The sequence below is a fragment of the Paenibacillus endoradicis genome (genome assembly GCF_024721975.1).
The window spans coordinates 1-14,638 of the sequence record NZ_JANQBB010000011.1; the positions used below are offsets into that span (position 1 = coordinate 1).

9 protein-coding genes, 1 rRNA gene and 1 pseudogene are annotated in these 14,638 nt (G+C 37.2%); 9 read left to right on the top strand and 2 right to left on the bottom strand.

All coding sequences use genetic code 11. The features are described from left to right. A 5S ribosomal RNA gene (gene rrf, locus NV377_RS24885) occupies nt 1–116 on the top strand. Nucleotides 117–441: 325 nt separating this feature from the next. Here the strand turns inward: rrf and NV377_RS25980 are convergent. Together NV377_RS25980 and NV377_RS24890 are read right to left on the bottom strand one after the other, a co-directional pair. Next, nucleotides 442–750 (bottom strand): annotated as a pseudogene (locus tag NV377_RS25980) (GNAT family N-acetyltransferase); the annotation flags it as partial. 56 nt (nt 751–806) lie between these two features. Next, entirely contained in the window at nt 807–1,664 is an 858-nt protein-coding gene (locus NV377_RS24890) for an aminoglycoside phosphotransferase family protein (RefSeq protein ID WP_258203535.1), read from the bottom strand. 229 nt (nt 1,665–1,893) lie between these two features. Here NV377_RS24890 and NV377_RS24895 point away from each other — a divergent pair, with 229 nt between their 5' ends. The 8 genes from NV377_RS24895 to NV377_RS24930 all read left to right on the top strand — a co-directional run bounded on the left by NV377_RS24895 (nt 1,894) and on the right by NV377_RS24930 (nt 14,560). Next, on the top strand, nt 1,894–2,280 hold the full coding sequence (locus NV377_RS24895; RefSeq protein ID WP_258203536.1) for a hypothetical protein: 387 nt from the start codon (nt 1,894–1,896) through the stop codon (nt 2,278–2,280). 7 nt (nt 2,281–2,287) lie between these two features. Beyond that, nucleotides 2,288–2,440, top strand: a complete 153-nt coding sequence (locus NV377_RS24900; protein ID WP_258203537.1) for a hypothetical protein — start codon at nt 2,288–2,290, stop codon at nt 2,438–2,440. A 327-nt stretch (nt 2,441–2,767) separates the two neighbouring features. Then, nucleotides 2,768–4,381 (top strand): S-layer homology domain-containing protein, encoded by a 1,614-nt coding sequence (locus NV377_RS24905; RefSeq protein WP_258203538.1) that lies wholly within the window; start codon nt 2,768–2,770, stop codon nt 4,379–4,381. 325 nt (nt 4,382–4,706) lie between these two features. Next, entirely contained in the window at nt 4,707–9,623 is a 4,917-nt protein-coding gene (locus NV377_RS24910) for an InlB B-repeat-containing protein (RefSeq protein ID WP_258203539.1), read from the top strand. A gap of 268 nt (nt 9,624–9,891) precedes the next feature. Then, nucleotides 9,892–10,428 (top strand): YhfM domain-containing protein, encoded by a 537-nt coding sequence (locus NV377_RS24915; protein ID WP_258203540.1) that lies wholly within the window; start codon nt 9,892–9,894, stop codon nt 10,426–10,428. 175 nt (nt 10,429–10,603) lie between these two features. Next, nucleotides 10,604–12,250, top strand: coding sequence for a spore germination protein (locus NV377_RS24920; protein ID WP_258203629.1), 1,647 nt, complete (start codon nt 10,604–10,606; stop codon nt 12,248–12,250). A gap of 29 nt (nt 12,251–12,279) precedes the next feature. Continuing rightward, nucleotides 12,280–13,377, top strand: coding sequence for a GerAB/ArcD/ProY family transporter (locus NV377_RS24925; RefSeq protein WP_258203541.1), 1,098 nt, complete (start codon nt 12,280–12,282; stop codon nt 13,375–13,377). Then, entirely contained in the window at nt 13,370–14,560 is a 1,191-nt protein-coding gene (locus NV377_RS24930) for a Ger(x)C family spore germination protein (protein WP_258203542.1), read from the top strand. Before NV377_RS24925 ends, NV377_RS24930 begins: the two co-directional genes overlap by 8 nt. Nucleotides 14,561–14,638: the final 78 nt, after the last annotated feature.

Below are 14,638 nucleotides of genomic sequence, written 5' to 3' on the forward strand. Positions count from 1 at the left end.
TTGGTGATGACGGCGAAAGGGAACCACGCGTACCCATCTCGAACACGACCGTTAAGCCTTTCAGCGCCGATGGTACTTGGACCGCAGGGTCCTGGGAGAGTAGGACGTCGCCAAGCACGGATAAGCCCATTGCATACTTGCAGTGGGCTTTTTTGTGTGTTTTAACGTGTGATCACGATGCGTCGCTCCGAGGTGGATTCGACGGCGAAGAGGCCATTCATCGCTAGTTCCAGTACTCATGTACCCAGTACGTACATTCCGTGCTTCACTGCACTAGCTTCATGTCCTCTTCTTGGTGCTGACACGTTAAGCTCCAGAAGCAACCCTTTCATGAGGCTGGGGGAGGAAGAAGAACATGCTGACGAGGTGCTGCTTCGAAGCGGATTTGAACTTGAGTAGGTGTAACATCGGAAGCTAGGTAAAGATGAATAAGAATGTTTCTTACAGAAACGTTTTATTGCTGGTGTACGAATGTCGTACACACCACAGTACGGACCACAACAATGCACACCACAACAGTACTATCGAATCTCTAACAATAAAGAGGTTCACCTTCGTTAGTGATGCTCCTGTATTTTCAAAACCAAGACTCGCATATAATCTTTTTGTTCCTTCATTTGAAGGGACGAAACTTGTATAGATCTCTTTGCAAGGAAACTTTTTAATAGCTTCTATAATTTTTAACATGGCATGTTTTCCAAATCCATTACCTTGATGGCTATAATCAATCATAAGCCTAGTAATGAAATAAAATTTTTGTGTTTTCGCCCTATTAAAGTTCTCTGCAGTCTATTCAAAGTTTTCAATTAAGGGATGAGAACTTTCCAATAATCCCATGCCTTTAAGTAACCCTCCAAATCATGTGGATGAACTTTTACGCAGATTCCAATTCTGCAATAAAGTTGAAGAATAACTGCTTCAATAAGCCTTGATTTATCCATTGGCTCATAATTTAGTAAATCGAAAGTAGCAAATAACGTTTCTAGGTTTAGGTCATCAGGAGAGGAGCAAAATGCATAAGTAAAATCATAAATAACAGGTCCTACCATTGGCGATGGGTCGATAACACCTGTTAGTGTAGAGTCATGAAACACGAAATTATGGACGCCAGTATCACCATGCAATAAGTATTTCTTAATAACCTTAGAAGTGCTATCAATTAGAGATTTTACTTTATCATAATCCTCTATTGGAAGCAGATTTCCCAAATTATTTCGAGCGCCGTCCACACTTAGCTCGTTAAACTCACGCCAAGAATCACGCTGTGCTAACAATCTTCCCCATTTTTCCGTCTGTTCATAAATTTTGTAATGATTCAAAAGTTCTTTAACCAAAAGTGATAACCAGTTTATTTTTAAACCACGATTATAATGCGTTGTACCCATAATGTAAGAATATACAATGAATGTCTTAGCAGGTTCTGTATAGTGAAGTTTAGGTATTAGAGGACTATCTCTATACGTTAAATGTAATTGTTCGACCAAAGATATATTTTTGGGACTATCAAGTTTCAATACATATTTCGGTTCTTCATTGACTGTAAGAGTATATACGAGTCCATCTGTGGTCCCATTCATCTTATTTGTAATTTTGGTAGTGGAATCAATTATACCTATTTCAAGAAGTTCTTTAATAATGTCGTTAACATCGTCTCTTTGTATCATTCTTATTTCCTCCCGAGATTTGTCTGGTTATCTTAACTATAGTTTCTCAGATGATTTAAATGCTAGGTAAAATTTAATTATATTCATATATTATTGTTGCAAAAGAATTCTCACATCTCGCTCGTAACGGTGGGTCGTTCTATCACATTTAGGATATGACAAGGACAATCATTGGAGGATCGTCGAATGATACTTAAAGAAATAAAATCCATTTATAGTGAGGGATGACATGAAAAGACCTATAGGTGTAACTTTAATTAGTTATTTTTACATTTTTGGTGCTGCTTTTTTATTTGTAACCGCAATATTCTTTAGCACTGATGCCGATGAATTTGGAATAGCAGATAGATTTGGTTTACCTTTTATTCCAGAACAATTATTTAGGATCATGCTGGCTATTGTTTCCCTTATCATCATATTTGGTTATATGCGATTAAAAAGATGGGGATTTTGGTTAATGGTTCTCTACTCAGCTGGATTTGGATTAATAAGTTATGCTCTATTATTCTCGCATAACCAACAACCATTTACAGGAAATCTGATATGGTCACTAATAGTGTTAATTTATACGGTGTACTTTAGAAAGTCATTTTTTACAATGCAAAAAAAAGGATAAAGTCACAATGATATTAAAGTCAACTGCTAAAACGGGAGCAAGAGAGGCACTGGAACGGAAAATTTTTTTATTGTTTATGAAATACAAAATGACACTTATTCTTTCGGAAAGTGATACTTCATATGGTAATTCTCTTGCTTTCTTAACTGCTCATCTCTGACTTAAATAAATATGTATGAACATTACTTATGCAGTTAGTACCATTTTATAGGGAATTGTAAGTTCAATATTATTTCAGACTACAAGTAGTAGCGAAGATGATTTATCACTCGTGCAAAAGAGATTGGAACTGAGATATATTATCTTAGTCCAGATGAGGACTGGTTTATTAGTGAAATTTAATAGTGACTAAAGAAATTGAATTAAAGCTTGTTATCCTCTTGTTCTGATCCATTCTCGCTAGCCTACAAATCTACCAATATTTCACCGATGTATTTAAATTCATTCCTTGGTACAATTTCTATATTAGTATTCTAGGAGGAATCCCGTGAAAGATAATTTACGTAGACTAGTATTAACGACAGTTGCTATCATATGCGCTACTAGTATTTTTTTTCAATACATATCGGCAGATGAAGTGCTACCTTTTGATGATATAAGCACTAGCTATGCCAAAAAAGAGATTATACATTTATATAATAATAAGATAATTTCAGGAACATCAAAGACTAGTTTCTCACCCACTAAAACTATTACTAGAGCTGAATTCATAACAATACTAGATCGACTGTTAAAGCTAGATCCCGCTGAAGGTCCAATAACTTCTTTCACCGATGTAGCGAAGAACGACTGGTATTTCGGTTGGATACAAGCAGCTGTTCAACTTGAGCTAGCGAGTGGTAGAACGGCAACGACATTTGCTCCAAAGGAAGCAGTAACGAGACAAGAAGCAGCTGTTTGGATTGCTAGGGCATTGAAAAAATCAAATAGTACTGCTAGTGATGTAACAGCCTATAAGGATAGTCGTCAAATTGCAGATTGGGCAAGTAGTTCTGTCACTGTTCTAAATAAATTGGCATTAATGAAAGGTGATGAGACGGGATATTTTCGTCCATCTGACCCAATAACGAGGGAAGAAACAGCAGTACTCATTGATCGAGTACTACAAAATACTCAATGGGCAGCGGAGCTAAAGGGTAAGTCGAAAGAACATATTGTGATAGGCTGGCAGTATGGGCAAACGGTAGCTGAGTATGAGCGTAATATTCAAAAATCTAATGTAAACACGTTATCTCCACGGTGGTACTTTGTTGGAGAAACAGGAACAGTAACGGATAAGACGGAAGCTTCGCTTGTTACGTGGGCGAAGAACAATGACAAGCAGATTTGGGCGATGGTAGGCAATAGATCTGATCAAGAAGCTACACATAAAATGTTATCTAGTGCAACTGCTAGAATTGCAGCTGTTAATCAATTAGTAGCGGTAGTAACTAAATATGGACTAGATGGATTGAATCTTGATTTTGAAAATGTTCATTCAGATGATCGGACTTATTTGACAACATTTGTTACTCTATTAGCCCAAAAGCTACATGGCGTGAACGCGGTGCTATCGATGGATGTATCTCCTGATCTTGGAACTGATTGGACGGAGGCTTTTGATTATGCTTCGCTTGGCAAACAAGTGGATTACATGGTGATGATGGGATATGATCAGCATTATGATGGGAGTAAATATCCAGGTCCGAATGCTTCGCTCCCATACATTCAAAATGCTATTCATACACTATTAAAAGTTGTATCAAATGATAAAGTGATATTGGCGATGCCATTATACAATCGTGACTGGACATTGAAACAAGATGGTACAGTTTCATCCTCTGAGTATATCTCGCTTATTAAGCAAAATCAGTTGATTAGTACTTATTCATTGAAACCTGTATGGAATAAAACATTCGGACAATATGTTGCAACCTATAAGAAAGATTCAGTGCAGCATTCCCTTTGGTTGGAGGATTCACGTTCACTAATTGCAAAATACAAATTTGTTGTAAGTAAAAATTTAGCTGGCGTTGCTTATTGGTATATAGGAGGAGAAAGCTCGGATCTATGGACTAGTATGCGAAATGCAGAAAAATACTTTGATTATTCATTCAAATGATATAATAGATTAACTTAGAGGCATCTAGAGCGTGAGTTCGGTAATATACTGGACTTACGCTTTTTTGTTATGTAAGTTTAGTTTTATTACTTTGATCTATTCTCTTTTTTTGAACATAAAAGTACTATTCCGATGGATGGAATATGTTCGTCGAATCATTTGAGGGAGTGACTAGAGTTAATAATAACAATACCTCTTACTTCTAATTGCTATAAAAAAACATGGTAAAATGTGGTCAAAAGGACGTATACTGTTCATATGTGAAGTATGGAAATGTGTACCATACTGATATAAAAAGCTTTATAAATAATGAAGGGGTGTTTTTTTGAAAACATTAGTTAAGTTTATACAGTGTTTACTTGTATTTCTACTCATATTTACTATGTTACCGCTTAGTCAAGTAGCAGCATCAGCTTCATTAGATATTGGTACAAATCGTATCGATATTGAAATTGAAGATGATCTAGACTCTTATATTTGGTCACCTCCAGTAGTTGTGGGAAATAAATTATTTATCCCTTGGTTTGATTGGGCTGAAAATCAAGAGATGAGTACAGTTAAGCAATATTATTCCGTTATTCATTCTGACGGTACGGTTGACACCTTATTAGCTACACCAGTATCGCCTACAACATCAAATATTCCTCCGGACATTTTTTATAAAGGGCTTTCAAATGGTAATGTTTTAATATATTGGTATAGTAGTTCTAGTTCAAATGGATTAACTGATACGTATTTTAAAATAGTTAATCAATCGGGAACTCAAGTGGTCGCACCAACAAAAATTAATTCTTCTCCTGGATCACTTAATCGGTTTACAGAAGTTACCCAGTTGACGAATGGCAATCTAGCATTTGTATGGGATACTAATGAAGCGAGTTATGCACTACGTAGATTTACAACAACAGGAGTTGCGGTAGATACGAATCAAATTTCCATTACTGGATTGGCTGGTATATCAGGTTCACAGTACACTCACCGTATTACAGCAAACAATTCAGGACAATTTATGATATCAATTTCATATTATGATACTACTTATCGTGGAATGATTTTCAATGATACGGGAACAACTCCAATACAAATAGGGGGTCAGAATAGCTTTATATATGGCACAAATACAGAAACACCAAATGGTAATCAATATGTAAAAGCGCTCTCTAACAATAAATTTCTATTTGTTTATCACAAAAAAGCAGGATTAGATGTTAATACTCGAAGTATCTATTACCGTATATATAATGCAGATGGTACACCGTATACGAATGAAATACTTGTTGATACCATTAATACATGGGGAGCGGTTTATGAACCCATTATTACAGATGATGGCTTTATTTTAAGTTATTCTTTTAATAATAACATTGTAAATAATAACTACTTTCAACAATATAACAATGCAGGAGTTCTTCAAAGTGATTCATCACCTGATTTACCTGAATTAGAGGGCGATTACGCGATTGGATTTTTGTTTAAAGATGTGGATGGTAAATTATCATATATAGCCAATGAAAAAACTAGTGGTGCTGCTTCATATGATACATGGTTACTTCGTCATTTAACATCGGGACCTACTTCATACGACGTAATATTCCAAGACTGGGACGGAATAGAACTAAAATCAGAGACGGTGAACCACGGAAATGCAGCAACAGCTCCTCCGAATCCAAGCCGAGTAGGCTACACATTTGCAGGCTGGGATGTAGCTTATGGAAATATTACTAGCGCCTTGACTGTTACAGCAAAATATGATGCGATTACATATACAGTTAGTTTTGCTAGTCAAGGAGGCAGTACGGTAGGAAATAAAAATGGAACCTATGGGAGTACGATCACAGCGCCAACACCACCTACAAGAGCGAACTACACTTTTGGCGGTTGGTATAAGGAAGCAGGTACTGAGAATCAGTGGGATTTCACTACAGAAACTATCCCCGCTAATAATATTACTTTATATGCAAAATGGAACTTGAACAGCTACGCGGTAATATTCGAGGATTGGGATGGTAACGTGTTGAAAAACCAAACGGTGAACCATGGAAGTGCAGCAACAGCACCTGCGAATCCAAGCCAAATAGGCTACACATTTACAGGCTGGGATGTAGCTTATGGAAATATTACTGGCGCGTTAACCTTAAAAGCACAGTATAGCGTGAACAGTTACAATGTAATTTTTGATAGTCAAGGTGGCAGTATAATAGGAAACAAAAATGCGGCCTATGGTAGTACGATCACAGCACCAATACCACCTACAAGAGCGAACTACACTTTTGGCGGTTGGTATAAGGAAGCAGGTACTGAGAATCAGTGGGATTTCACTACAGAAACTATCCCCGCTAATAATATTACTTTATATGCAAAATGGAACTTGAACAGCTACGTGGTAATATTCGAGGATTGGGATGGTAACGTGTTGAAAAACCAAACGGTGAACCATGGAAGTGCAGCAACAGCACCTGCGAATCCAAGCCGAATAGGCTATACATTTACAAGCTGGGATGTAGCGTATGGAAATATTACTGGCGCGTTAACCGTAAAAGCACAGTATAGCGTGAACAGTTACACGGTAATTTTTGATAGTCAAGGTGGAAGTACAGTAGGTAACAAAAATACAACCTATGGCAGCAAGATTACAGCGCCAACACCACCTACAAGAGAAGGTTACACTTTTGATGGCTGGTATAAAGAAGCTGATGCTCAAAGTCGGTGGATTTTCACTACGGATGCCATGCCAGCGAACGATGTTACGCTATATGCGAACTGGACATTGAACAGCTATATGGTTACGTTCGAGGATTGGAATGGAGACCTGTTGAAAAATGCTCCAGTAAATCATGGAAGTGGAGCAATAGCCCCAGCAGATCCAAGCCGAGAAGGTTACACATTCACAGGATGGGATGTAGATTATGGGAATATTACTGGAAGCCTAACAGTAAAAGCACAATATCGCGTGAATAGTTACACTGTAAGTTTTGACAGCCAAAGTGGAAGTATAGTTAATGACATAACTGCAAATTATGGTAGCAAGATCACAGCCCCAAATGATCCAACAAGAGTGGGATATACTTTTGATGGTTGGTATAAAGAGAATGATGCTCAGAGTCAGTGGAATTTCGTGACAGAAACTATCCCTGCACATCATGTAACGCTGTATGCGAATTGGATATTAAATAGCTATACGGTAACGTTTGAGGACTGGGATGGAACTGAGCTTAATTCTGGAATGGTGAACCATGGAAGCGGAGCAACAGCCCCGGTAGATCCGAGTCGAATTGGTTACACCTTCACAGGCTGGGATGTAGCTTTTGGGAATATTTCTGGCTCGCTAACTGTTAAGGCACAGTATAGCGTGAACAGTTATACGGTAGGCTTTGACAGCCAAAGTGGAAGTACGGTTGATGACATAACTGCAAATTATGGCAGTAAGATCACAGCTCCAACACCACCTACAAGAGAAGGTTACACTTTTGAGGGTTGGTATAAAGAGACAGATGCTCAGAGTCGGTGGGATTTCGTATTAGAAACTATCCCAGCACAACATGTAACGCTGTATGCGAATTGGGTATTAAACAGCTATACGGTAACGTTTGAGGACTGGGATGGAACTGAGCTTAATACTGGAACAGTGAACCATGGAAGTGGAGCAACAGCCCCGGTAGATCCAAGTCGAATTGGCTACACCTTCACAGGCTGGGATGTAGCTTTTGGGAACATTTCTGGATCCCTAACCGTTAAGGCACAGTATAGTTTGAATAGTTACAAGGTTAGCTTTAATAGCCAACGTGGGAGTACGGTTGGCGACATTACGGAAACATATGGAAGCAAGATCACAGCGCCAACACCTCCTACAAGAGCGAACCATCGCTTTGTTGGTTGGTATAAGGAAGAAGGCACTGTAAACAAGTGGGATTTCCTCATAGATACCATGCAAGCAAACGATGTAACACTTTATGCGAAATGGATATACCAAGCTCCAAGCAATGATGATACAAAGCAGGATGACACGGAACAATATATTAATATTACTGTAGATGATCAGCAAGAAAAGATTGGTATCGTGAAGATTACCAAGGAAAATGGTCAGGATGTTGCAACTGTAACCATTGACTCACAAATACTACTGCAATTACTTGGTAATGAATCAAACAAACAAATTACAATTCCAACCGATCTCGCTGTAGATAAGGTAACTTTAGTATTGAATGGACAATTGATCAAAGATTTGGCACAGAAAAATATTATTATCGTATTGGAAACAAGGGGCGGTCAGTATAAATTGCCTACCTCAGAAATTGATATGGACAGCATTGCTGAGCAATTAGATCTCGAATCTCTAGAGAAACTTGCATTGTCTATTGAAATCTCTGAGTTGACCGCTGAGGAAGAGATGCTTGTAGCAAACTCGCTAGTAAAAGGCGATTATACACTTGTTGCACCACCGGTACAATTTAGCGTTTATGTAGCTTATGGGAAACAAAAAATTGAACTTTCTAAATTCCAAGTTTATGTTGAACGTTACATTGCTGTGCCGGAAGGAACAGACATAAGTAAAATTTCAACTGCAGTGGTAATAGGAAAAGACGGAACTATCCGTCATGTTCCTACGAAAATCGAACATATAAAAGGCAAAGATTTTGCAGTCATACATAGCTTATCCAACAGTATTTACGCGTTGATATGGAATCCGGTATCGTTCGTAGATGTGGAAAAACATTGGTCGAGGGATGCTGTCAACAATATGGCTTCCAGAATGATTATTAGTGGTACGGGTAATGGTATATTCCAACCAGATAAGTTCATCAGTAGAGCAGAGTTCGCTGCCATTATTGTTCGAGCACTGGGGATAGAACTAGAGCCAGGCACTGTACCATTCTCGGATGTTAATCAAAATGACTGGTATTTTAACTATGTGAAGGCAGCATATGAGTATGGGATTATTAATGGTTATTCAGATGGAAGATTTAAACCGACAGATACAATCACTAGAGAAGAAGCAATGAGTATGCTGGCTAGAGCGATGAAAATCACCGAGCTGACCGTTAAAGCAGATATTCACGATTTGGAGAAATTTTCAGATGCAGCTCAAATTGCAGTATGGGCTAAAAATGATGTGGCTGTTACTTTACAGGCAGGAATCGTGAATGGTGCAGATGCTAGTGTATTGAAACCTAAGTCATTAATTACAAGAGCTGAGGTCGCTACTATGGTCGAGAGATTATTACAACAATCCGGTATGATCTAGTTATTTATTTCAAGTAGTAATTTTCAAGGTCATCCATCAGTTGGCAAAGTGCCAACTGATGGATGACCTTATTTTTGCTGTCGGATGACATGCCTCGCGTAGTTTTATGAAAAAGAGTGTTATTCGATGATTCAGTCATCGAATAACACGAATAGTAATTAATACTCAATTTGATATTAGGATGGATAATTTAGAATAGAATATGAAACTTTATGAGGATATACTTCGTCAAAAACTATGAACGACAATATGATTGGTGGTAATAATAATGAAAAGAATAATGTTTCTTGTTCTATCCATCGCCTTTATGTCGGCAATTCTAGTAGGTTGCCAATCCGAAGGTAATACTACAGTAAATACTGAAAAAACTAGTTTCAAGCAGCGGTCTTTAGTTACAGATACTATTAAGACTGACCTCAAGCAGCGGTCTATAGTTGCAGATACTTATAAGACTGACATCGAGCAGCAGCCAAAAGTTAACGAAACAAATACACTTGATGATGAAATTGCATATATAAGTATTACGAATTTAAACGGGAATAGTGACATTACTTTTGATGATGCTAGTTCAATTGACACTTTGAAAAGTATCATTATAAGTGCGGAAAGAGTAAATGGAATCGTTGATATGGCTAACCCAGGGTTTAAAATGATTGTTGTCTATGATAATGATAATAAACAAAATTTTAATTTATGGATAGGAAAAGAAGGTGGAAAAAGTGCTTTGATGAACACTGCCGATACGCACACTATATATACGCTTTCAGAAGCAATGACTGAAAAGCTACTTGAATTAATTGAATAGCAGTTGTAGCCCAGTTCTTATATGAACTGGGCTTTTTCTTGTGTTTGGAAATGTAGACATCACTAGATAGATAATTGTAATAATAGAACGGTCAATGATGCTTAGCGATAAAGTATAATTTAAACTTTTAAGGTAACAATAACCACAAATCTTTATAAGAATGGGCTGAGCAATGATGTGGTCATCTGTTATCTCGTTTATTCCTAGCTTTTCTGTATTTTTTCAGGCTCTCATGTTGCTGTTAATTCCGCAGTTATTTTTTACTGTTGCAAAGTTTTATCGTAAGCGTGTCAACAAGGGTGAAAATAAAAATCAGCATCAATCCAATGAAAACAACAGTAATGACAACCAAGATGAGCTTAAAATTGCTGGTCATTTAGGGGATGATTTAGAGTTACTTAAAGAAAAAGTAGGGCACAATAGTGACGTCCATTTTAGAGATTTTCACATTAAGATGTTGAATCGTAAAGCAACACTTATTTTTGTGGAAGGGATGCAGCAAAGTGATTTCATTAATAAGCATATTCTAAATCCACTTATGATCGAGGGATCTTCGCATTATATCCCTTCTCAGGTCAATATTGCTACATATGTGAAAGAACACTTGTTACCTGTCATTCATGTTAATGAAATGGAAAGTGTACAAAATTTATCCCAGATGATTTTATTTGGTTATACGGTATTGCTGATAGAGGGAATGAATACGGCACTAATGGTAGGTATACCAGACGCCCCTTCACGTTCTGTTGCTGAGCCTGTATCAGATGCATTGATAAGAGGACCGCGTATTGGTTTCACTGAGGTGCTAAGTGAAAATACAGCCCTTCTTCGTAGACATGGTCTTAACGATAATTTGGTCATAAATGCTGATTATGTAGGAAGCAAATCTCAAAAAACAATGGTCATCGCTTATATGAAGGATATTGCGAATGATGAACTTGTTAATGAGGTTAAGGAACGAATAGCTAAGTTGGATTATGATTATTTTGCAGAGTCGGGATACTTGGAACAACTATTGGAAGATAATATATTTAGTCCATTCCAGCAATTTCAAAATACAGAAAGACCAGACAAAGTCATTGCTGCTTTACTAGAGGGAAGAGTAGCTATCTTACTTGATGGCACCCCCTTTGCATTAATAGCACCTGCTAGTTTTATGATGCTGTTTCAGTCACCTGAGGATTATTATCAACGCTGGATATCTGGATCGTTTACAAGAATTTTGCGAATAGGAGTAGCTTTTCTCTCACTCTTTGCACCTGCTCTGTACATCTCATTCATCTCATTTAATCCAGGTCTTATACCAACACAGCTGGCAATGTCAATTATCGAATCGAGACAAGGAGTACCATTTTCCTCCATCTTAGAGGTATTGATTCTTGAAATTTCAATTGAAATTTTAAGAGAATCGGGAATTAGACTACCTAAGCCAATTGGACCAGCAATGGGAATTGTTGGTGGTCTCGTTGTAGGTGAGGCGGCAGTACGAGCGGGGTTAGTAACTCCTTTTCTTGTGATTGTGGTTGCTTTAACTGCGATATCCTCATTTACAATACCAGAATATAGCTTAGGGATCTCAATACGATTACTTCGATTTGTGGCGATGTTTTTCGCCGCTGTATTAGGATTATATGGAACAATTATTTTCTTTTTACTACTAAGTACCCATATGATACATCTACGAAGTTTCGGTTTACCGTATTTATCGCCAATTTCACCTTTGCAGGCAGCAGATAATAAGGATGTATTTCTACGGAGTCCGTTTACTTTTATGAGAGATCGACCTAAAAGCCTTAAAACAAAAAATAAAAAGCGTATATAAGTAGAATATAGAAAAGGGGGATTATGAGGATGTTCGTTACAAAAGACGATCGTATTACAGCTAATCAAGCAACGGCAAGTATGACGTCTACGACACTAGGTGCTGGATTATTAGTGATGCCAAGAATACTTATACAAGATGTTGGTACACCTGATGTGTGGATGACTTTGCTGCTTGGTGGAATTCTTGTTGTGCTTGCCTTAATATTCTTTATCAAACTATCTCAAAAATTCCCCAAACAAACGTTATATCAATATTCTTCAAAGATTTTAGGAAGACCACTTGGTAATTTAGTTTGTTTATTGTTTTGCTTATACTTTCTATTTACATCTGCTTATGAATTGAGAATCCTTGCTGAAGTAATCGTTTTTTATTTACTAGAGGGTACACCCAAGTGGGCCATCGTCATACCGATCATGTTAGTAAGTTATTATTTGCTTTTAGGCGGTGTCAATGCGTTGATGCGCTTATTTCAAATTGTGCTTCCGATAACCATTATCATTATTATTATTGTATATGGCTTAAGTTTTTCGATGTTTCATATCGATAACTTAAAACCAGTTTTCGGTAATGGGATTACCCCTGTATTTAACGGGGTGACTCATAGCTTCAACAGTTTTGCCGGATATGAGCTTGTTGCAATATATTATGCCTATCTGAATGAGCCCAAAAAAGCAATAAAGTCTTTTTCTCTTGGCTTAGGACTGGTCGTAGTTATCTATATGATCGCGCTAATTCTTGTTATAGGGTCTTTATCATTGGAGGCAGGGATGTTAAGCACTTGGCCGACTATTGATCTCGTGCGTAATTATGAGCTAAAGGGGTTCTTTTTTGAGAGAATCGAAATCTTGTTTCTTGTCATCTGGGTGATGCAACTATTTTGTACATTTTCTAGCATGTACTATGGAGCTTCACTAGGTTTAAGCCATGTATTACGTTATAAAAAGCGTCCAATTATTTTGGGGCTGTTGCCAGTATGTTACATCTTTACAATGGTACCTAGAAACATCAATGATATTACTGTACTTGGTTATGTGATTAGCTACTACTGTATGTTACTATTTGTCATTGCAGTAATCTTATATATCGTGTACCTCTTTAGAAAAAGGGTGATTTCACATGCGTAAAATTACAATTATAACGATGAAGATAGTAAGCACAATCATCTTATTGGTTCTAGTTAGCGGTTGTTGGAGTAGTAACGAAATTGAGGATCTAAGCCTATACCTTGGTATGGCATTAGACAAAGGGGAAAGCTCAAAGGAAGAAGAAATAATGAATGAAAAGGGCAGTGATTTTCCCAACAAGCATTTACTAACCGTAACGGTTCAAATTGCACCTCCACAAGCTGCTGAATCATCTAACTCTTCAAATTCAAGTAAATTATACAATAATGTTACACAAACCGGTGATTCTTTACTTGAAATACTTCGAGAATTTGCAATTAGACAGAATAGACCCGTCATTGCACATCATCTAAAGGTCGTCATTATTTCAAATGAGTTGGCTAAGGATCAGCATCTAAATGAATATATTGATTTTATGCTAAAAGACAATGATATTCGTCCAAACTGCTTGATCTTTATCTCTACAGGTAAAGCAGTGGAACCGTTGAACTTTAATGATTCAGGTATATTACCAGCATTGTATATAAAGAATCTCATCGATAATCATACAAGATCGAATCGAATAATGAGCCCTGTTACGTTAAATCATGTTAATACTTTTTTACATTCTAAGCAGAGTTTCATGCTGCAAAACATAATTAGTACAAGTGATGAAATCAAATTTAGCGGTAGTGGAATTATTAAGGGATCCTCAGGTAAATGGGTCGGATACTTAACAGAGCAAGATGTCAGTGCGATTAATTGGATCACTGATGATGTTAAGGGTGGTCTTATTAAGAGCTACAACATGCATGATGAGGTTATTACCTATGAAGTAAAAGAAGCTAAGAGCAAAATTAAATCAATAATTGAGAATGATAAAATTAGTTTTAAGGTCAGCATCAAAACAGAAGGAAGAATAATTGAAAATTGGGACGTAAACACATACGGCTCTGATCCTACTTATATAAAAGAAGCGGAGAAAATATTTACTGAGACCTTGCACAATCAGCTTGAGGAAGCATTGAAAAAGCTACAGGAAACCTATAAAGCCGATGTGGCTAATTTTGGGAAAACATTAAAACATCAACATCCCGCTGCTTGGAAAAAAGTAAGTGAACAATGGGATGATGAATTTAGTCAATGCGCTGTTGATTTTGATATTAAGCTAGAAATTACAGACTTTGGTGCTTCAACACAATAGTAATCAGGATATCTTGGCTCATTCGTGAGGGAGGATATTCTGGTTTTAAATGTTTTAACTACTTCTAGTACTCTCTTA